This is a genomic window from Bradyrhizobium sp. IAR9 (assembly GCF_013408065.1).
Taxonomy (GTDB): domain Bacteria; phylum Pseudomonadota; class Alphaproteobacteria; order Rhizobiales; family Xanthobacteraceae; genus Bradyrhizobium.
Genome location: NZ_JACBZW010000002.1, coordinates 400,698 through 421,420, shown reverse-complemented (window position 1 = coordinate 421,420; position 20,723 = coordinate 400,698). Strand labels below are relative to the sequence as shown.

The window sequence follows — 20,723 nt, the reverse complement described above, 5'->3', positions numbered from 1 at the left end:
TCCCTCATGAGCCAATACGTCCTGCGTCGCCTGATGATCGCGATTCCGAGCCTGCTCGGAATCTCGGTCGTGCTGTTCGTCGTGCTCGCGCTCGCGCCCGGCGATCCGTTTTCCGAGCTGGCGACCAACCCGAACGTGCCGCCCGAGGTACAGGCGGCGCTCCGGGCCAAGTTCGGCCTCGACGATCCGATCCACCTTCGCTACCTGCACTGGCTCAACGCCATGCTGCACGGCGACTGGGGCTTCTCCTTCGTCAGCCGGATGAACGTCGACACGCTCATCCTGCAGCGCCTGCCGGCCACGCTCTACGTGATCGGCTCGGCGCAGATCCTGGCGCTGCTGATCGCGATTCCGGTCGGCGTCTATGCCGCCACGAAGCCCTATTCGCTGTTCGACCAGATCGCCAACACGCTCGCGTTCGTCGGCTTCTCGCTGCCGACCTTCTTCACCGGCATCCTGTTCATCCTGATCTTCTCGGTCACGCTGGACTGGCTGCCGTTCGTCTACACCACCGACATCAAGGGCACCGGCATCCACTGGGTGCTGGAGATGATCCGTCAGGCGATCATGCCGGTGGCGGTGCTCGGCTTGTTCCAGGCGGCGTCGATGACGCGTTTCGTGCGCTCGGCGATGCTGGACGTGATCCGGCTCGACTATGTCACCACCGCCCGCGCCAAGGGGCTCGGGCAGACCAAGGTCATCGTCAAGCATGTCATGCGCAACGCCATGATTCCGGTCGTGACGTTGATCGCGCTGCAAATGCCCGCGGTGTTCGGCGGCGCCATCGTCACCGAGCAGATCTTCCGCATTCCCGGCATCGGCTCGCTGCTGATCTCCTCGATCCTTTCCAACGACACGCCGGTGGTGATGGCCGTCACCTTCGTCTTCGCGTGTCTGGTCGTGCTGTTCAATCTCATCGCGGACGTGCTTTATGGCTGGCTTGACCCTCGCATCTCCCTCCGCTGAGCGGCGCGTCTACTCGCCCTGGCGCGAGACGTGGCGGCGCTACAGCCGCCACAAGCTTGCCGTGGTCAGCGCGTTCCTGCTGCTCGTTCTGATCCTGGCAGTGGTGCTCGGCCCCTTCATCTGGCGGGTCAAGATCGACGACATCGACATCGTCGCAGGCATGCAGGGGCCTTCGCCGGCGCATCCCTTCGGCACCGACGATCTCGGGCAGGACATCCTCGCCCGCATGATCTATGGCGGGCGCATCTCGCTCGCGGTCGGCCTCGCCGCGATGCTGGTCTCGGTCTTCGTCGGTGTGTTGATCGGCGCGCTCGCCGGCATGTCGCGCGGTGCGCTCGGCCACGGGTTGATGTGGCTGACCGACCTCTTCCTGTCGCTGCCGCAATTGCCGCTGCTGCTGCTGCTGATCTATCTGTTCCGCGACGGTCTGAAGGCCGCGTTCGGTCCGGAGGGCGGCATCTTCATCCTGATCGTGCTCGTGATCGGCGGCCTGCGCTGGATGCCGGTGGCGCGGCTCGTGCGCGCCCAGTTCCTGTCGATCCGCGAGAAGGAATTCGTCGAGGCCGCGCGGGCGCTCGGGGCGAGCCCGGTGCGGCAGGTGGTGCGTCACATCCTGCCCAATGCGCTCGGTCCGGTGATCATCGCCGGCACCATCGACGTCGCCGCCGCGATCATCGCGGAATCGACGCTGTCCTTCCTCGGCCTCGGCTTCCCGCCCGACACGCCGACCTGGGGTCGGCTGCTGTATGATGCCAAGGACTTTCTCGACATCGGCCCGCACTGGGCGCTGTTCCCGGGCGGCGCGATCTTCATCGCGGTGGTCGCCATCAACTTCATCGGCGACGGCCTGCGTGACGCGCTCGATGCGCGACGGGTGATCTGATGGCGCCGCTGCTCGAGATCAAGGGACTGAAGACCCACTTCTCCACGGACGACGGCATCCTCCAGGCCGTCGACGGCGTCGACATCTCCATCAACCGGGGCGAGACGCTCTGCGTGGTCGGCGAATCCGGCTGCGGCAAGACCGTCACCGCGATGTCGATCCTGAAGCTGATCGCGATGCCGCCGGGCCGCATCGCGGCGGGTCAGATCATCTTCGAGGGGCGCGATCTCGTGCCGCTGACCAGCAACGAGCTCGACGAGATCAGGGCCAAGGAGATCGGCTTCATCTTCCAGGAGCCGATGACCTCGCTCAACCCGGTGCTCACCGTCGGCGAGCAGATCGCCGAAAGCCTGCGCCGCCACGAGGCCGTGACCAGGAAGCAGGCGCTCGATCGCACCATCGAGATGCTGAAGCTGGTGCAGATCCCCAACGCCGAGGGCCGGGTGCACAATTACCCGCACCAGTTCTCCGGCGGCATGCGCCAGCGCGTGATGATCGCGATGGCGCTCGCCTGCAAGCCGAAGCTGATCATCGCCGACGAGCCCACCACTGCGCTCGACGTGACCATCCAGGCCCAGATCCTGGACCTGCTCCAGGACATGAAGGAGCGCTTCGGCATGGCGGTGATGCTGATCACCCATGCCATGGGCGTCGTCGCCGAAACCGCGCAGCGCGTCGTCGTGATGTATGCCGGCAAGGTGGTCGAGGAAGCGCTCGTCGATGATCTGTTCGGCCATCCCGGCCATCCCTATACGCAAGGGCTGATCCGCTCGATCCCGCGCATCGACCTCGACAGCGAGCACAAGACGCGGCTCGAGGCGATCGGCGGCTCGGTGCCGATCCTGATCAATCCGCCGGTCGGCTGCCGCTTTGCGCCGCGCTGCAAGTTCGCCATGAACGTCTGCACCGAGAAGGAGCCGCTGCTGCGCGAGATCGCACCCGGCCATCGCATGGCCTGTCATCTCGGCGATACAAATCTGGGAGGCGCGGCATGAGCGAACCCTTGCTGCAAGTCTCCAACCTGAAGAAGCATTTCCCCGTGCTCGGCGGCCTGCTGTCGCGCCAGGTCGGGACCGTCTATGCGGTCGACGGCGTGTCGTTCTCGGTCAATCGCGGCGAGACGCTCGGTCTCGTCGGCGAATCCGGTTGCGGCAAGTCGACCACGGGACGCTGCGTGCTGCGTCTGATCGAGCCGACCGACGGCGAGGTCACATTCGACGGCCAGGACGTGCGCAGCCTTGGCGGCAACGATCTGCGCGCGATGCGGCGCAACATGCAGCTGGTGTTCCAGGATCCGTTCGCCTCGCTCAATCCGCGCATGACGGTCGGCGCGATCCTCGGCGAGGCCTTCACCATCCATAACCTTGCGACCTCCGCCAAAGAGCGCGAGGAGCGCGTCGCGGGCCTGCTGGTCAAGGTCGGGCTCAAGGCCGAGCACATGCGGCGCTATCCGCACGAATTCTCCGGCGGCCAGCGCCAGCGCATCGTGATCGCGCGCGCGCTCGCGGTCGAGCCGAAGCTGATCGTCTGCGACGAGCCGGTCTCGGCGCTCGACGTGTCGATCCAGGCCCAGGTCATCAATCTGCTGGAAGACCTCCAGGCCGAGTTGAACCTCACCTATCTCTTCGTCGCGCACGACCTCTCGGTGGTCGAGCACATCTCCGACCGCGTCGCGGTGATGTATCTCGGCCGGATCGTCGAGCTGGCGAAAGCAAGCGATCTCTACCGCAACCCGCAGCATCCCTACACCAGGGCGTTGCTGTCGGCGGTGCCGGTGCCCGATCCAAAGCTCAAGCGTGAGCGCATCCGCCTCAAGGGCGACGTGCCGAGCCCGATGAAGCCGCCGTCGGGCTGTCACTTCCACACCCGCTGCCCGATCGCCCAGCCGCGCTGCGCGGAAAGCGCGCCCGTGCTGAAGGAAGGGGCGGGCGGGCATTTCGTGGCGTGTCATCTGGCGTAGTGCGATGAACACGTAGGGTGGGCAAAGCGAAGCGTGCCCACGATTCTGAAGACGTGGGCACGGCGCTGTCGCGCCTTTGCCCACCCTACGCACATTCATCCGAGAAGCAGGCCGTGCTCCGACAAAGCCTGCCTGAATGTCTCCACGGACGTGTGCTGATGCGCGAACAGGCCCGCCTCTCGCGCGCCGGCGACGTTGGCTGCGAGATCGTCGACGAACAGGACGGTCTGCGGCCTCACCCCGAGCTCCGCGAGGCAGAGGCGATAGCAGTGCGGGTCCGGCTTCGCCGTCTTGAACTGGGCCGAGGTGTAGATCCGGGCGCCGAACAGCGGGCGCAATTCCGGCAGCAGCTTGTCGATGTGGTCGGCAACCAGCGTGGTATTGTTGGTCAGGACGGCAATATCGACGGTGTTTCGCAGGCTTCCGGCAATGTCCAGCATCGCGCGATCGGCCTGCATTGAACGGCGCCGGGCTTCCACCCACTCGTCGAGCGAGAGGGGATAGCCGATGCGTTCGCCAAAACCTCGCAGATAGTCGGCGGCCTCGAGCGCGCCGGCATCGCCGAGCAGCTCGAATCCGCTGTCCCAGATCGCGTTGTGGACGGCTTCGCTGCTGGTCCCCGCGAGCTCCGCCAGATAGGCGACGCGCGTCGCCCTGTCGTAGTCGCAGAGGACATTGTCCATGTCGAAGAGGACGAGCTTGATGGCATCAGTCACGGCGACGCTCGCGCATTGGCCGAACATCCGGCCCTGGCGTGAGTCATATCCCGCCGGAACGCGGGCGACAAATCAGGTGCTGGCTAGGGCTGCGATGCGCGCCGCCGCGCCAGTTGATGCAGCACCGTGTCGACGGCCGGCACCGCTCCGGTCTCGCGCAGCCACGTGTCGGCCAATTCCCTCAATTCGCCCGGCGTCAGGCCGAACTTGCGACGGAACGCGCGGATGAAGGTGGAATCGCTGCTGAAGCGCATGTCGACGGCGAGCTCGATCAGGCGGCCGTCCTGCGTGGATGGCGATAGCAAGCGCCGAAACGCGAGATTGAGCCGCTGCTCCCGCACATAATGCGCAAGCCCGCCCTCGGCCTCGAACATCCGGTAGAGGGTCGCGCGCGAGATCTGGAAGTGGCGGCAGAGCTCTTCGCTGGTGAGCGCATCGGTTTCGAGGTTGTTCGCGATGCGGCGCTTGATCATCGTGAGGTAGAGGTGCCGCTCGGCGCGCTCGAGGCCCGCGACGATCTCCGCCGTCCCGCCGGCAGCGGCCGCCACGAGATCGGCGATCGCCTCGACCGTGGCTTCGGCATGGCCGGTCGCGGTGTCCGTCCCGGGCTCGGACGGCAGGGCAAGCGCGGCGTAGTGGCTGGCGAGCAGGCGTGCATGAGGGTGATCCGACGGCAGCAGGGATGCCGTCGCCGCATCCGGATGGGCGAGCCGCGGCGCCAAAATCGCGCGTTGCAGCACGATCGACATCAGATGGGTGCGGCTGCCCGCGGCGCGCAGCGCGGTCCGGTTTGGCTGCGCCATGTCGATCAGAACGATGTCGCCGGGCCGCAGCGTGACCTCGCGCCGGCCCGAGCTGAACTGCATCTCGCCCTCGACGCAGAGGGTGATCTGAAAATGATCCATGACGCCGCGGGCGACGTGCGCGGGCGTGCGGTCATAGTCCTGGTCGGTGGCACGCGTGTCGATCAGCAGGGCGTTGCGGGTCATCCTCGTCACCGTAGTGACATGGAAGTCGTCCTCCGCGGTGCGCGGAATGACCTCACAAATGTCGACCGTCATGGCCCGCAACTGCGCGAGCGCCTCCGGACCGCGCCCGGGAATGTCCGCCGCCGTGCTTCCGTTCAACGCAGTCCCGTCCACATCCCCTCGCGATGCGGAAGACCGCATGCAACTGATTTCTCGAGATCGGCGGCAAGCCAATGTCGGGTCTGGATGTAGCCATTCGGAAATCGATGCGCAAGCGAGGTCGAGATAGATTGTGCGATTGTGTATTTACAACCACCGAGAGATTTACTTGGATTTTGTCGCGCTGAGACGCTGGGCACATCGTCCGGTCTGCCGCCCTGTTAGAGATTCTCCCGTCTCCGGAATGCGAGCGCGCCATGCGGGGCTGCGCCGTCGGAATGGGGTTGTCGCGTGGGCTCAATGGGAATTTTGCGCGCTGGTCGTTGGCAACGACGTCCGCGCAGCTGCCGTCGTCGCCGGACAGTGAGAGGTTGCGGGATGTTCGTCATCCTGGCGTTGCCGTATCTCGGCTCGACCTCCGCCAGCCGGGCGCAGATCGACAATTACGGCATCTGGACCGGACTCAACAGCACGCCGGGGCAGGTGATCGAATTCAGCACGCTGAGCAACGCTCCGATCGGGTCCCCGATCGGAACGAGCATATATCCTCACAGCGCGGTGCTTTCGGCCGATGGCCGCTTCGCCTATGTCGTTGCCATGTCCGGCGCGGTGGAGGTCATCGACGTCGTCGGCCGGACGGTCGTCGCGACTATACCCGTCCCCGGATCGTCGGCAGGATTGGCGCTCAGCTCGGACGGCGCGAGCCTCTACGTGACCTCCTCCTTTCACAATTCGGTCACGGTGATTTCGACCGCGACCAATCTCGCGGTCGGCTCATCCATCGCGGTGGGAGTAACCCCTTACGGCGTCGTCGTTTCGCCGGACGGGACCCGGGTGTACGTCGCCAACCAGGGCTCCTCAAACATTTCAATCATCGACGCCGCGTCGAAAACCGTCATCGGCACGGTCGCGGCGGGAAGCTCCCCTTCCGGCATCACGATGTCTCCGGACGGAAGCCGCATCTACGTGGCCAATCAAGGTGGTGGCGTCACGGTGATCGATGCGGCGGCGCAATCGGTGGTTACGACGGTTCCGGTGTCCGGAGCCCCCCTGAGTGTCGCGGCCAGCCCGGATGGATCGCGGATCTATGTGACGACGCAGTCCAACCAGGTCGTGGTGATCAATGCCCTGACGAACACCATCACGGCAAGCGTGACCCTGCCCGGCGGCCTGTCCGGCAACAGCATCGGAGTGACCGTGACGCCCGACGGCAGCCGGGCTTACATCACGTCTCCCCTCGGGTTTTTCGTGATGGATACGGCCACCAACACGCTCCTGCCCTTCGTCACCGTGCCGATCGTGGACAACGGTAATGCCGGGACCGCCTTCATCGGGCCGAACGTCATCGTTGCGGCGGGAGGGGCGGTCTCAGCGGGCAGCGATGCCGCGCTCACGGCACTGGCCTTCGGGCAATACGTCAATTTCAACGGCGGTGCGCTGCGTTTCACGAGTGCTTTCAACACCGCACGGACGATCTCGCTGCTGGCCGGCGGCGGCACGATCGACACCAACGGCTTCAATGCGACGTTGTCAGGACAGATCATCAACACGGGAGCCCTGACCAAGACGGGTTTGGGCACGCTGACGCTGACCGGCGTCAACAGCTACAGCGGAGGCACCTTCGTCAATGGTGGCACGCTGGCCCTGAGCGGCGCCGGCACGCTGGGCGACGCCGGCGGGACGACCACGGTCAACAGCGGTGCCACGCTCGATCTGGGAGGCACGACGCAGACCCAGGGCGCGGTCGGACTCAACGGCGGCACGATTCGCAACGGCAATCTGAATGCGCCCATTATATCCGCCGGCGGCGTCCTCAATGGCGTCAGTGGGACCGCGAGCCTGACGACCACGGCCGGCTTCACCATGCTGCTCGGCAACAACGGCTACACCGGAGCCACGGCCGTGAATGGCGGTGTGCTCGACGTCGAAGGAACGATCACCGGCACCTCTTCAGTCACCGTGAATGCCGGTGGCGTGCTGATGGGATCGGGCACGATCAATCCGCTGTTGGTGGCGATCGCCGGCGGCGGCACGTTCGCGCCCGGCAACGGCACGCCCGGCAGCGTCACGAGCATCGTCGGCGATCTCGCCCTGCAATCGGGCGCGATCTATCAGGTCCAGGTCAATCCGTCGACGGCGTCCCATGCGAACGTCACGGGCAGTGCGACGCTGAGCGGGGCTACCGTGAGCGCGGTGTTTGCGGCCGGCAGCTATATCGAGAAGAAATACACCATCCTCAGCGCGGGCGGCGGTCTCTCCGGCAGCTTTGCCTCGGCCGTTGCCAGCAGCAATCTCCCGGCGAACTTCAAGACCGATCTCAGCTACGACGCAAACAATGCCTATCTCAACCTGTCGCTCGCCTTCGTGCCGCCGCCGAATTCCGGCCTGAACGGCAATCAGCAGGCGGTGGCGAACGCATTGGTCAATTCTTTCGACGTCAACGGCGGCATTCCGCTGATCTATGGCAGCATGACGGCGGCCGGCTTGACGCAAGCCTCGGGCGAACAAGGCACGGCAGCGCAGCAGACGACGATCAGCGCGATGAGCCAGTTCATGGGCCTGCTCACCGACCCCTTCGCGCAGCGCGAGGGCGGGCCAGATCCTGCGAACGGTGAGGCTGGACTTGCCGAAGATGTTCAGGCAAGCGCCTATGCCGCACGCAAGCGCACCGACGTGTTCGCCATGTTCGCCAAGGCTCCGGCGCAGGGATTTGCCCGGCGCTGGAGCGTGTGGGCTGCCGGCTTCGGTGGATCGCAATCGACCGACGGCCGTACGACGGATGGTTCGAACGACATGACGAGCCGCATCGCCGGCACGGCGGTCGGCGCGGACTATTGGCTCGCGCCGAACACGAAGCTCGGCTTCGCGCTTGCCGGCGGTGGCACCAGCTTCGGCGTGAACGGTCTCGGCTCCGGTCGCTCCGACCTGTTCCAGGCCGGCGCCTATCTTTACCACGCCAACGGCGCGGCCTACCTCTCCGCCGCGCTGGCCTATGGCTGGCAGAACATCACCACCGATCGCACCGTGACGGTCGCCGGCACAGACCGCCTGCGCGCCGCATTCGACGCCAATGCGTATTCCGGTCGTCTCGAAGGCGGCTACCGCCTGGTCGGGACATGGATCGGCGGGATCGGCCTCACGCCTTATGGGGCGATGCAGTTCACGACGCTCGACCGGCCAGCCTATGCCGAACACGTCGTCTCCGGTTCATCGGCATTCGCCTTGAACTACGCCGCGAAGAGCGTGACCGACAGCCGCAGCGAGCTCGGCCTGCGTACTGACAAGTCGTTCGCCACGCTGGCCGGCGTGTTGGCACTGCGCGGCCGTGTCGCCTGGGCGCATGATTTCAATCCCGATCGTGCGGCCGCCGCAACCTTTCAGGCGTTGCCGGTCGCAAGCTTCGTCCTCAACGGCGCAGCGCAGGCCCGCGACGCCGCGCTCACGACGGCTTCGGTCGAGATGAAATGGCTGAACGGCTGGTCGGCGGCGGCCACGTTCGAAGGCGAGTTCTCCAGCGTCACCCGCAGCTACGCCGGCAAGGGCAGCGTTCGCTACAATTGGTGAGCGGTGGGTCCCGTCACGCGGTCTTCGCGGGCCAGGGCACGACCTGTCCGGACATCACCAGCCGATCGCGGCCGCTGTCCTTCGCGGCATAGAGCGCACGGTCAGCCGCGGCGACCAGCGTGCTGAAGTCCGTGGAGGTCAGGGACGGAACCCCGGTTGCGGCGCCGACGCTTACCGTGACCAGCCGGGAGGGCGGATTTTGCGCATGCAGCATGGCAAGATCGTGCAGCGCCTGGCGGACCGCTTCTGCGACCTCCACGCAGCCATCCGGGCCGGTGTTCGGCAACAACACGGCGAATTCCTCGCCGCCGTAGCGCGCCGCGAGGTCGGCGGGGCGCCTGGCCTGGGCGGACAGGATCCGGCCCAGCGCGCGCAGGCACCCGTCGCCCGCCAGATGCCCGTAATGGTCGTTGAATTTCTTGAAATGATCGACGTCGATCAGCAGGAGCGAAAGCTGCGTGCCGTCGCGCCGGGCGCGCGCCCATTCCTCAGTGAGGCGTTCGTCGAATGCGCGCCGGTTGGCAAGGCCGGTGAGGCCGTCGGTCCTCGCAAGCGAAGCGAGCTTGTCCTGAAGATCCTTCTGCTCGGTTATGTCGCGCACGACCGCGACGACGCCGTCGATCGCGCCGCTGTCCGATGCCACCGTCACGTGCAGCGCCGCCTCCGCCCAGATCTCCCCTTTTTCGCGATGACGCTGGCGATAGACGAACCGCGCTTCCTCGGCCTCGCCGTTCTTCAGTGCCGTGATGGCCTGCTCGACCCGTTCCATGTCGTCGGCGTGAATGCCGGCCAGGGCCGACGAGTTCAGCAGTTCCTCGGCGGTCCAGCCGGTGATGCGCACGCATGACGGAGAGACGTAGAGCAGCCGGTTATCCAGCCCGATCCGGGTTACCATGTCGCTGGATTGCTCGGCCAGCAGGCGGAAATTGGCCTCCTTGGCGACCAGGGCCTGCGCCATGCGCTGCCGCTGCCAAAGCTGACGGACCAGGTAGGAGCCGATCACCGCGATCAGCAGGACGAGGCCGACGACGAAGGTGATGCGCGTGGCGGCGGCGCGTCGCCAGGGGGCCAGCACGTCGTCCCGGGACTTGCTCGCCAGCACCATCAGTGGATAGCGGCTGCTGCGCTGGTAGTAGCTCAGGCGCTGCACGCCATCGAGCGGCGACTTGAAATAATAGACCGCTTCGGCGGGGCGGCTTTGCCAGCTTTTGAACAAGGGCGCATTGGACAGGTCGCGTCCAACGAAGGCGCCGCTCTCGTCTCGGCTGCGTGCCAGCATGATGCCGCCATTGTTGAGCAGCGATACCGAGCCGTTCGGCCCGACGTCGAACCGCTCGTAGAATTTGACGAAATAGCTGACGTCGATGGTGAGCAGGGCAACGCCGGCGAAGCCGCCGTCGTGATCGTTGATCCGACGGGACGCCGTGATGATCCACTGGCCCCCGGAGCGGCTCTTGACGGGCGGGCCGATCAGCGTGCCCGTTGCCGGGGAGGCGCGATGGCGCTGGAAATATTCCCGGTCGCTGTTGTTGAGCTTGGAGAAGTCGAGGCGCTCGGTCGTGGCAAGCCACCGGCCCGTCGCGTCATAGACGAAGATGCCGCGAATGCGATCCGATGATTTGCGTGTCGGCAGATAGGCCTGGAGCTTTGTGATGGTGTCGGGGCCGGTTCCGTCGAGTTCGAGCCGGTGGACCAGCCCGACCAGGAGCGTATCGGCAAGCTCGAACGTATCGTCCGCGTGCTGGATCAGTGAATGTGCGAGGTTGGCGACGTCGATCTCGGCGTTCCTGAGGTCGACATTGCGAGCTTCCCATTCGCGCCAGGCGCTCAAGCCGAGGATCGTCACGCAAATCAGCGCAACGAAGCCCGCCGCCCAGAGCGGAAGACGCGCCTTGCCGAGTTCGCGGCTGGTGACCATCGGGCTTGCTCCAAATTGGGGCAAACCTCTCACTTTCGCCTTAACGGCCTATTGCAAAATCCGCGATGATTGTGCGGGGTCCGTAATCAACCGGACGGATTGCCGATGTTGTCAGGGCTCGTCGGCGGAGCCACGCTACCGCAGTGCGACAGTTCCCTCTGCTGCCCGCCGCGTCATCCCTCCAGCGTGAAACCGACGCGCAGCGTCACCTGATAATGGCGCACGGCGCCGTTCTCGATGTGGCCGCGCGTCTGCACCACCTCGAACCATTTCATCTCGCGGATGGTCTTGGAGGCGCGGCTGATCGCGTTCTTGATCGCGTCCTCGATCGAGGTTTCGGACGATCCGACGAGGTCCAGGATCTTGTAGACATGATCACTCTCGGTTGCGGCCATGGGTCTTCCCTTGTTTCATCTTGCAGCGGACAAACGCGCTCGATGGAACGTGCATGCGAGCGCATGGCGTTGACTCTGAACGGGCGTGGACGCTTCGGGTTCCCAGCGCCCGATGGCCCCGGAGCGGAGGCGAGAAATGGTTTTCAAATCGCCCGCCGGCGCTGGATGCCGCGGTTGCCCGCGCGAAGACGGATGAGCTAACCTCTGCGCATGTCGTGGCAGCTTCGAGTGCGGTGATGATCGACCGTTGGACGAGGGGCACCCTGGTTGCGATCGGCCTCGGCGTGCTGCCCGCGCCTTGTATGGCGCAGGATGAGCTCGATGGCGCGCCGGCGAGCATGTCGCTGCAGGTCACGACCGATCCTTCCACCATCGCGTGTCGCCGGCTCGATACGGTCAATCCGGCTTCGCTGGTGTTCCTGCCGCTGCGCCGGACTTTCAGCGAGGATTTCGACGAGCATCCGCTGTCGACGGGACGTTGGGTCCCGCATTATGCCGGCGGCGCGGCGTGGCCGGAGGCGCGATATTGGGGTGGCGACGGCTCCGACTTCAAGCGCAAGACCAGCGCCAATGGCGAGCAGCAGATCTACGTCGACCCGCGCTATGCGGGCCGCGCGGCCGCGCCGCTCGGGCTCGATCCGTTCAGGGTGAAGGGCGGCGTGCTATCGATCATCGCCAGCCGCACCCCGCCGGAATTGAAGCCGGTGCTGTTCAACAACGAGTACATCTCGGGCATCCTGACGACCCAGGGCACATTCGCCCAGAAGCACGGCTATTTCGAAATTCGCGCCAAGGTGCCGGTCGGCCACGCAGTGTGGCCGGCGTTCTGGATGCTGGCGGACGACGGCGGCTGGCCGCCGGAGGTCGACGTGCTGGAAGGCCGCGGCGAACGGCCGGGAGATCTGGTGATGACGACGCATTGGCGGATCCCCTCGACCCAGAAGATCCAGTCCTGCGGCTTCGATTTCGCGGTCGGCGACGCCTCGAGCGTATTCCACAATTACGGTGTGCTGTGGCAGGAGGATCGGCTGGTCTATTTCATCGACCGCAGGCCGGTCTCCGACATCAAGGTGCCGATCGGCTTCGATGATCCCATGTACATGATCGTCAATCTGGCGATCGGGTCGAAGTTTTTTCCGGGCGTCAGTCAGGTCGATGCGGAATCGCCAGCGAGTGTCGCGTTCGAGATCGACCGGATTTCCGTCTATCAGATCGATCTGGAGCTGGCACGGAGATAGCGATGCCAGCCGATGTCTCGCGGCGCCGTTTTGCCAAGCTCACGGGCCTCGCCGCGCTGGGCGTAGCCGCAGGTGTCCGGGCGGCGGAGAATGAAAAGTCCGCATCGACCGACCGGCACCTGCCGGCGCCGTTCCCGAAGGATTTTTTGTGGGGCACGGCGACCTCGTCCTACCAGATCGAAGGCGCGGTCGATGAGGACGGTCGCGGCAAGTCGATCTGGGACATCTTCAGCCACATCCCCGGCAAGATCGAGGACGGCTCGACCGGCGACCGCGCCAACGAGCACTATCGCCGCTACAAGGAGGACGTCGCGCTGATCAAGGCGCTCGGCGTCAAGGCCTACCGTTTCTCGATCGCGTGGCCGCGCGTGTTTCCGGAAGGTTTTGGCCAGCCCAACGCCAAGGGGCTCGATTTCTACGACCGTCTCGTCGACGAACTGCTCGCGAACGGCATCGAGCCTTACGCGACGCTCTATCATTGGGACCTGCCGCAGGCGCTCCAGGACCGCGTCGGCGGCTGGTCGTCGAGCGACACCTCGAAGGCTTTTGCCGATTACGCTGCGCATGTCGCCGCGCGTCTGACCGATCGGGTGAAGAATATCTTCACCGTGAACGAGGTCGGGCGTTTCGTGAATTTCGGATATGGCTGGGGCATCGATGCGCCCGGTCTCAAGCTGCCGACCGCGCAGCTCAACCAGGCGCGCCATCACGTCGCCTTGGCGCACGGGCTTGCCGTGCAGGCGATCCGCGCCTCCGGCCGCGCCGGCACCCGCGTCGGCCCGGCCGAGAACATCGCCGCCTGCGTACCGGCGATCGCGACGCCGGAAAACATCCACGCCGCCGAGATCGCGACGCGCGAGCTCAACGCCGGCTTCCTCGGCGTGGTGCTGGAGGGCAAATACACCGAGGGCTTTTTGGCCTATGCCGGCGCGGATGCACCGAAATTCACCGCCGAGCAACTGAAGATCATCGGCGCGCCGAACGATTTCGTCGGCCTCAACATTTACGCGCCGCAATATTACGTCACGGCTTCCGATCGCGCGCCCGGCTTCCACGTGCTGCCATTCCCCACCTCGTTCCCGCACATGAATTCGGAATGGCTGCGGATCGGCCCCGAAGTGATCTACTGGGCGCCGCGCCTTGCGGCAAAGATCTGGAACATCGAGAATATCTATATCAGCGAGAACGGCACCTCGTCCGAGGACAAGATCGCTGCCGACGGCCAGGTCTACGACCTCGACCGCATCATGTTCCTGCGCAACTATCTGTCCCAGATGCAGCGCGCGACCGCCGAGGGCGTGCCGATCCGCGGCTACTTCCTCTGGAGCCTGATGGACAATTTCGAGTGGATCTTCGGCTACGGCAAGCGCTTCGGCCTCTACCGGGTCGATTTCGAGACCCAGGCAAGGCTGCCGAAGCTGAGCGCAGCGTTCTATCGCGACGTGGTGGCACGGAATGCGATCGGGGCGTGAGACCACACCCTACGGATCCAGCTCCGTATCCCAGTACAGATAGTCGAGCCAACTATCGTGCAGATAGTTCGGCGGGAACAGGCGGCCGTTGCGGTGAAGCTGGTGCACGGTCGGGGCGAAGGCGTGCTGGCGCGGAAACATTTTTGCCTGCACCGGCGTGAGATTGCCCTTGCGCAGGTTACACGGCGAGCATGCCGCGACCACGTTCTCCCAGGTGGTCTGGCCGCCTTTGCTGCGCGGGATGATGTGATCGAAGGTCAGGTCTTCGGGCGAGCCGCAATACTGGCAGGCGAAACGATCGCGCAGGAAGACGTTGAACCGGGTGAAGGCCGGATGGGTGGTCGGCTTGACGAAGGATTTGAGCGAGACGACGCTCGGCAGCTGCATTTGCAGCGTGGGGCTATGAACCGCCTGATCGTAATGTGCGACGATGTTGACGCGATCGAGGAACACCGCCTTGATCGCGTCCTGCCACGACCAAAGAGACAGCGGGTAGTAACTCAGCGGCCGGAAGTCCGCATTCAGCACCAACACCGGCCAACTGCCTTGCGAGACATGTGCGTTCAAGTAACGCTCCCGGCCTCCAATATACGCTGCGAAGCAGCATGTACTGACATACTACATGCAGCGTGACGGGATTGTGAAGCCCGTTGAGCGACTTATTCAGGTGCAAGCAATGCGGCGCCGGGGTGGCGAAAGTGCTCAAAAAGCCGCGTTTTGGAGGAGGTACGCGGCTGGCCAGGAACCGCCGTGACCAGCGGCTCGTGGCCTGCTGCGGAAGCTACTCCCGTACCCGCTCCAGCTTCTGCAAGCACCGCGTCGCGCGCACCGCCGCCGGCATCTCCTCGTCGGGAAAGCTGGTGTCCCAGTTGGTCAGGCCGACCTCGCCGACATAGATGTCGCCCCTGGAATCCAGCGCGATGCCGTGGGGCGCCAGGAACTTTCCGCTCGCAACACCCGGCCCTTCCTCGCCGCCGAGGCGCGCGATGCGCTTGCCCTTGGCGTCCACGATCGACAGCCGCGGGCCGAGATTGGGCACCTTGCGGTTGATGGCGAGGCCCGGGCCGAGCTCGCCGATCACGAAGGTCGGGCTTTTGCCCCCACCGCAGCAGCACAGCGCGCAGGGGCGGTGAAGGTTGTTCCACTGCGTCTCGTATTTGCCCTCGCCATCGAACACCTGCACCCGGTGGTTCTCGCGGTCGGCCACATAGACCCAGCCGTCGGCATCGGTGGCAATATTGTGCACGATGTTGAACTGGCCGGGATCCGTACCCGGCTCGCCCCAGCTCTTGAGCAGCTTTCCGTCCGGCGTGAACTTGTGCACGCGCGCATTGCCATAGCCGTCGGAGACGTAGATCTCGCCCTTCGGCGACAGCGCGGTGTGGGTGCAGCGGTGGAAGGGCTCGCCGCTCATGAACGGCGCCGGTTTCTCGGGGATGCCGATCGTCAGCAGCACCTTGCCGTCCGTGGTGCATTTGCGCACGGTGTGGTCGCCGTCATCGGTGCAGTAGAGATTGTCGTCGGCGTCGATATGCAGCCCGTGTGCGCGCGAGAACAGCCCTTCGCCCCAACTGCGCAGGAAATTGCCCTCGCGGTCGAGCACCACCATCGGGTGGGCGCCGCGGTTGAAGACGTAGACACGATCCTTGCTCTCGACCGCGACGGAGGCGACGTCGGTGAGCTGCCAGCCGTCGGGCAGTTTCGCGAAATTGTCGACGACGCGGTAGCGGTGCTCGCCGCTGCCGAGAATGGCTGGCATTGATCTCTCCTCTTGTCATTCCGGGCTCGCGCTACGCGCGCCCCGGAATGACGGCTATATTCGCCCCAAAATCCCTTCCTCGATCGCCTTGATCTGCAGCGCGAGATATTTCGAGTTGATCCGGCATTGGGCGAGGCTGCCGGCGATGAACCAGAGCCCGGGCTGCCTGGTGCGCGCGTACATGTTGCGCAGCTCAAGACCATCGCCAAAGCCCCAGATCGGCCCGACGCGGTCGGCGATGGCCTCGCCGAACAGTTTTCGCACCAGATATTCCTGCGGCTTGTAGCCGGTCGAGAGCACAATGAGATCGGCGGGAAGGAGCGTGCCGTCCTTCATCCGTGCGCCCTCCTCGACGAAGCCCTCGATGTCGGCAAACTGCCTGAGCTTGATCGCGCCCTCGACGACCAGGTTGGAGCAGCCGACGTTGAAATAATAGCCGCCGCCGCGGGTGAGGTATTTGAACTGCCAGCCGGTGCCGGCCTCGCCGAAGTCGAGCTTGAAGCCGACGTGGGAGAGGCCGTCCAGCAGCTCCTTGTCGAGCTGCTTCGACTGCTCGGTCAGCATCACGTGCGTCTTCTTCGCCAGCGGCGTCGGCATCGAGGCCGCGATCAAATCATTGTCCTCGAGCGTGCCTTCGTTGTAAGTCGCATAAGCGAGCTGTGCTGAGGGTTCGATATTGGTGACCAGCGTCGGCGAACGCTGCACCAGCGTCACCTCGGCGCCGCTGGAATGAAGGTCCTGCGCGATGTCGTGGCCGCTGTTCCCGGTGCCGATGACGATCGCGCGCTTGCCGGTCCAGCTCTCGCCGTCCTCGTAGCGGCTGGAATGCAGCAGCGTTCCCTTGAAATTGTCGAGCGTCGGAATAGCAGGAATATTGGCGATGCCGCTGACGCCGGTTGCCATGACGACATGGCGCGGATGCATGGTCCGCTTGCTGCCGTCGGTGCGGCGCAGTGTGACTGTCCAGCGTCCCTTCGCCTCGTCATAGGCGCCGCCTGCGAATTCGGTGCCGGTCCAGAAGTTCAGCTCCATGGCATCGACGTAGGCCTCGAACCAGTTGGCGAGCTTGTCCTTGGGGATATAGACCGGCCAGTTCGGCGGGAACGGCATGTAGGGCAGGTGATTGACCTGCACCTGGTTGTGCAGGGTGAGCGCATGATAACGCTTGCGCCAATTGTCGCCGATCCTCATCTCGCGATCGACGATCAGCGCGTCGACCTTGAGCTGCTTCAGCCGTGCTGCGATCGCGAGCCCGGCCTGGCCGCCGCCGACCACCAGCACGGTCGGATCGCGATCGGCGTAGTCGCGCGAGGCGTTGCGCAAATCGAGCCAGTTCGGCCCGCGGAAATCGCGGGAATAAGCCTGGCCGCGCGGTCGCGATGTGCCGAGCTGCTCCTCGAATCCTTTGAGCTCGTCAAGGGCGGTGAGCAGCGTCCACGCCTTCAGGCGGTCGCCGTCAGCGCTGTCGGGAATGAGCCGCAGGATACCGCTGCCACGCCCGGTCGCGGTTTCGAAATCGAAGATCGCTTCGATGTTATTGGTACCGGCGCGTGTCACCCAGCGCGGCGGCGCGCGGTTCGGCGCGATCTTGAAGTTGGTCGGTGCCGCCTTGGGCGCGAGCGCGGTCAGCGCTTGCGCAATCGTCTCGTGGCCGGGGATTGTTTGCAGGTTCCAGCTCAGCGCCAACACGTCGCGCCAAAAACTGTCGACGAGGAAGAGGCGGTCCAGCGTGGCGGGATCGGGCCTGCCCAGCGCGCGCTCGAATTCATCGAGCCAGGCCTGGGCGCAGGCGGATAGATCCTTGATCTTGTCGAGCATGCGCGACCTCTTGGCCGTCTTTCGCGGCGTTTCCTCTGAGATCGAACGCTATACGGTTTCCTCGCCCGCCAAAAGCTGCCGACCCGAGCGAGGCAGGCATGCAGCCCTGCTCGGGCGGAATATGGCCTGGCCCTCCACTCGTGCGCGGGACGCCGGCCGGTGAAGGTTTTTAAGCGCCGCCCGGACCGCGGCCGGTCCAATAGGGATCGCGCAGCTTGCGTTTGAAGATCTTTCCGGTCGCCTCCCGGGGCAGCGCATCCAGGAACCGGATCTCCTTCGGCACCTTGAAGTTCGCCAGCCGCTCGCGCAGAAAAGCCTGCACTGAGGCGGCGGAGAGCTGCTCGCCGGTGTCGGGCTCGATGCAGGCACAGAGCCGCTCGCCATATTCCGGGTCGGGAATGCCGAACACGGCGCAATCGCGCACGCCGGGCATGCCGATCAGCACGTTCTCGATCTCGGCGGGATAGATGTTAACGCCGCCCGATATCACCATGTCGCGCTTGCGGTCGCACAGGAACAGATAGCCGTCCTCGTCGAGATAGCCGACGTCGCCGACGCTGACGAGGCCGTCGCGCCCCGCCTCGGCGCGCGCCTGCGCCTTGCCGTGATAATCGAAATCGGGCACCGCCGTCTGACGCATGTAGATTTCGCCGACCTCGTCGGCGTTGCACGGGCTGCCGTCGTCGCGGAAGATCCTGACGATGCCGCCTTCGATGGCGCGGCCGACGGTGCCGGGCTTCTTCAGCGCCTCCTCGGCGGAGTGCCACACCGGGATCCCGGTCTCGGTCGAGCCGAAATACTCGTTGATGACCGGCCCCCACCAATCGATCATCGCCTGTTTGACCTCGGGCGGGCAGGGCGCAGCGCCGTGCACGACGAAGCGCAGCGACGACAGGTCGTAGCGCCGCCTGACGGTCTCGGGCAGCCGCAGCAGCCGCACGAACATGGTGGGGACCATGTGGATGTGCGTCACGCGGTGACACTCGATCAGCGCCAGCAGCTCCTCCGCATCGAACCGCGGCTGGAGGATGATGGTACAGCCATTGCGGAACGCCATCATGCCGTAGGAATGCGGCGCCGAGTGATACATCGGCCCGTTGATCAGCACGATTTGGTTGTCCCGCGGCTTGATGCCATAGGCGATGGCGCCGACGCGTTCGGAGGCGGCCGCCTGCTCGGGCTGCATCGGCATGCGCCGCACGCCTTTCGGCATGCCTGTCGTGCCCGACGTGTAGATCATTGCCGCGGCCCGGCGCGGCGGTTCCTGAGCTTCCACCTGGCCGTCGCGCCAGCGGTCCCAATCGGTCAGTCCGGCGGGGATTTGCGTCAGCGCGGCGGGCACGGCGAACGTTGTCGCCAGTTCGGGCGGCGTCTGGACCACAAGAAGACGGACGTCCTCCGGCACGCCGTCACGAATCTGCGGCAGCAGGTCGGCGTGGCAGACCAGGATCTTCGCGCCGCTGTCGGTCAGGATGTAGCGGACCTCCTCGGCCTTGAGATGCCAGTTGATCGGCACCACCGGGCTGCCGAGGGCGGCAGAGGCCGCAACCACCTCGAACAGGGCGAAGTCGTTGCGCAGCATCATCGCGACCGGCGCGGCCTCGGCAAGGCCCAGGGCGCGGAATCCGCTCGCCGCCCGCCTGATGCGTGACTGGATCTCGTCATAGCTGATCCGGCGCTCGCCGCTGATGATCATGGCGTGTCCTTCCCGCGCGAGCCTAGCGATCGTCCAGCACGTCGCCGAAGCCGACCCAGCTCTTGCCGTTGAAGCGGCGGAGCTGAAGCTGCTGGAACGGCAGATAATCGTCGGGACCGGTCGTAACCGATATTCCTGGTAGCAGCAGCGGCAGCTTCACCTCCTTCAGCGAGGCCGCCTGGCGCATGATGTTGTCGCGGCTGACATCATCCTTGCACGCCTTCAGCACCGTCATCAGCAGCGTCGCATAATGATAGCCGGCCGCGTAGTTGGAGTTGGAAAGGTCGGCGTTCGGCATGTATTGCTTCATGAAGGCAAAATACTCCCTCACGCCGGGATCGTTGGCCCATTGCGGATCCATTGTATCCTTCTGGTTGCTCGACGAGATCAGGCCGACCGCGTTGTCGAGCCCGGCGGGCTCCAGGAACGAAATCGACGAAGCCGAGGTCGGCACGAAGAACAGCTCGGGCTTCCAGCCGATCTCGGCCACGCCCTTGACCATCTGCGAGGTGAACTTTCCGAGCACGACGCCGAACAGCACGTTGGCGCCCGAGGCCTTCAGGGTCGAGAGCTGCGAGCTGATCGTCGGCGCGCTGGTCTCGTAGGTCTGCTCGGCGATGATCATGCCGGCCGCCTTGGCTCCGAGCGCGCGCTTGAAGCCTGCGACATAGTCGCGACCGAAATCATCGTTCTGCGCCAGGATCGCGATCCTGGCGTCGGGCTTGGTCTGCAGAATGTATTTGGCATAGACCACGCCCTCGGATTCGTAGGCCGCCATCCCCGGCATCGTCCACGGATTCTTCTGCGGCTCGGCCCATTTTGTGGCGCCCGAGAGCACGAACAGCTGCGGCACCTTCTTGGCGTTGAGATAGCGCTGCACGGCGCTGTTGGTGGCGGTGCCGAGCGAGCCGAACATCATCAGCACCTCGTCCTGCTCGACCAGCTTGCGGGTCTGCTCGACCGTCTTCGGCGGCGAATAGGCGTCGTCCAGCGTGATGAACTTGACCTTGCGGCCGCTGATGCCGCCTTCGGCATTGATCTTCTCGAAGAACGCTTCCTGTGTCCGCCCGATCGCGCCGAAGCCGGAGGCCGGGCCGCTATAGGGCAGGGTCTGCCCGATGCGGATTTCGGCGCTGCCCTCGGCGTGGGCGCTGGCGGCGCCGAGCGTCAGCAACGACATGCCGATCAATGCGGCTGCGAGCTTCATGGTG

Annotated in this window: 16 protein-coding genes; 7 read left to right on the top strand and 9 right to left on the bottom strand. The window is 65.1% G+C overall.

Annotation, left to right across the window (positions count from 1 at the left end; genetic code table 11):
- Positions 1-6 precede the first annotated feature (6 nt).
- Genes GGD67_RS07560 through GGD67_RS07545 form a run of 4 tightly spaced genes read left to right on the top strand, consistent with a single transcriptional unit; the run spans position 7 to position 3,809 of the window.
- Complete coding sequence (locus GGD67_RS07560) at positions 7-966, top strand: ABC transporter permease (RefSeq protein WP_179731909.1); 960 nt, start codon at positions 7-9, stop codon at positions 964-966.
- On the top strand, positions 932-1,849 hold the full coding sequence (locus GGD67_RS07555; RefSeq protein WP_018316289.1) for an ABC transporter permease: 918 nt from the start codon (positions 932-934) through the stop codon (positions 1,847-1,849). Before GGD67_RS07560 ends, GGD67_RS07555 begins: the two co-directional genes overlap by 35 nt.
- Complete coding sequence (locus GGD67_RS07550) at positions 1,849-2,844, top strand: ABC transporter ATP-binding protein (RefSeq protein ID WP_179731907.1); 996 nt, start codon at positions 1,849-1,851, stop codon at positions 2,842-2,844. Before GGD67_RS07555 ends, GGD67_RS07550 begins: the two co-directional genes overlap by 1 nt.
- Complete coding sequence (locus tag GGD67_RS07545) at positions 2,841-3,809, top strand: ABC transporter ATP-binding protein (RefSeq protein WP_018316287.1); 969 nt, start codon at positions 2,841-2,843, stop codon at positions 3,807-3,809. The genes GGD67_RS07550 and GGD67_RS07545 overlap by 4 nt, the downstream gene beginning before the upstream one ends.
- Before the next feature lie 95 nt (positions 3,810-3,904).
- On the opposite strand, the gene GGD67_RS07540 is transcribed toward GGD67_RS07545, so the two are convergent.
- Positions 3,905-4,552, bottom strand: coding sequence for an HAD family phosphatase (locus tag GGD67_RS07540; RefSeq protein WP_179731905.1), 648 nt, complete (start codon positions 4,550-4,552; stop codon positions 3,905-3,907).
- 56 nt (positions 4,553-4,608) lie between these two features.
- Positions 4,609-5,652, bottom strand: a complete 1,044-nt coding sequence (locus tag GGD67_RS07535) for a helix-turn-helix domain-containing protein (RefSeq protein ID WP_179731903.1) — start codon at positions 5,650-5,652, stop codon at positions 4,609-4,611.
- Positions 5,653-6,030: 378 nt separating this feature from the next.
- Between GGD67_RS07535 and GGD67_RS07530 the strand changes: the two genes are divergently transcribed.
- Positions 6,031-9,216, top strand: coding sequence for an autotransporter domain-containing protein (locus tag GGD67_RS07530; protein WP_179731901.1), 3,186 nt, complete (start codon positions 6,031-6,033; stop codon positions 9,214-9,216).
- Between the two features lie 13 nt (positions 9,217-9,229).
- Here the strand turns inward: GGD67_RS07530 and GGD67_RS07525 are convergent, their stop codons facing one another.
- Together GGD67_RS07525 and GGD67_RS07520 are read right to left on the bottom strand one after the other, a co-directional pair.
- Complete coding sequence (locus GGD67_RS07525; RefSeq protein ID WP_179731899.1) at positions 9,230-11,134, bottom strand: sensor domain-containing diguanylate cyclase; 1,905 nt, start codon at positions 11,132-11,134, stop codon at positions 9,230-9,232.
- 173 nt (positions 11,135-11,307) lie between these two features.
- Complete coding sequence (locus GGD67_RS07520; protein WP_018316283.1) at positions 11,308-11,529, bottom strand: dodecin; 222 nt, start codon at positions 11,527-11,529, stop codon at positions 11,308-11,310.
- 236 nt (positions 11,530-11,765) lie between these two features.
- Here GGD67_RS07520 and GGD67_RS07515 point away from each other — a divergent pair, with 236 nt between their 5' ends.
- Positions 11,766-12,767 carry a family 16 glycosylhydrolase gene (locus GGD67_RS07515; protein ID WP_179731897.1) on the top strand — a complete coding sequence of 334 codons (1,002 nt, stop codon included), beginning with the start codon at positions 11,766-11,768 and terminating at the stop codon, positions 12,765-12,767.
- Between the two features lie 2 nt (positions 12,768-12,769).
- Complete coding sequence (locus tag GGD67_RS07510; protein ID WP_179731896.1) at positions 12,770-14,239, top strand: GH1 family beta-glucosidase; 1,470 nt, start codon at positions 12,770-12,772, stop codon at positions 14,237-14,239.
- Positions 14,240-14,248: 9 nt separating this feature from the next.
- Here the strand turns inward: GGD67_RS07510 and GGD67_RS07505 are convergent, their stop codons facing one another.
- The 5 genes from GGD67_RS07505 to GGD67_RS07485 form a co-directional block, all read right to left on the bottom strand.
- Positions 14,249-14,806, bottom strand: a complete 558-nt coding sequence (locus tag GGD67_RS07505) for an HNH endonuclease (RefSeq protein WP_018316280.1) — start codon at positions 14,804-14,806, stop codon at positions 14,249-14,251.
- Between the two features lie 214 nt (positions 14,807-15,020).
- A complete protein-coding gene (locus tag GGD67_RS07500) occupies positions 15,021-15,998 on the bottom strand; it encodes a peptidyl-alpha-hydroxyglycine alpha-amidating lyase family protein (RefSeq protein WP_179731894.1) in 978 nt (325 codons plus the stop codon).
- 54 nt (positions 15,999-16,052) lie between these two features.
- Positions 16,053-17,816 carry an NAD(P)/FAD-dependent oxidoreductase gene (locus tag GGD67_RS07495; RefSeq protein WP_179731892.1) on the bottom strand — a complete coding sequence of 588 codons (1,764 nt, stop codon included), beginning with the start codon at positions 17,814-17,816 and terminating at the stop codon, positions 16,053-16,055.
- A gap of 169 nt (positions 17,817-17,985) precedes the next feature.
- Positions 17,986-19,512: an acyl-CoA synthetase gene (locus tag GGD67_RS07490; protein ID WP_179731890.1), complete on the bottom strand. Its 1,527-nt coding sequence runs from the start codon at positions 19,510-19,512 to the stop codon at positions 17,986-17,988.
- A 22-nt stretch (positions 19,513-19,534) separates the two neighbouring features.
- Positions 19,535-20,719 (bottom strand): ABC transporter substrate-binding protein, encoded by a 1,185-nt coding sequence (locus tag GGD67_RS07485; RefSeq protein WP_018316276.1) that lies wholly within the window; start codon positions 20,717-20,719, stop codon positions 19,535-19,537.
- Positions 20,720-20,723 lie beyond the last annotated feature (4 nt).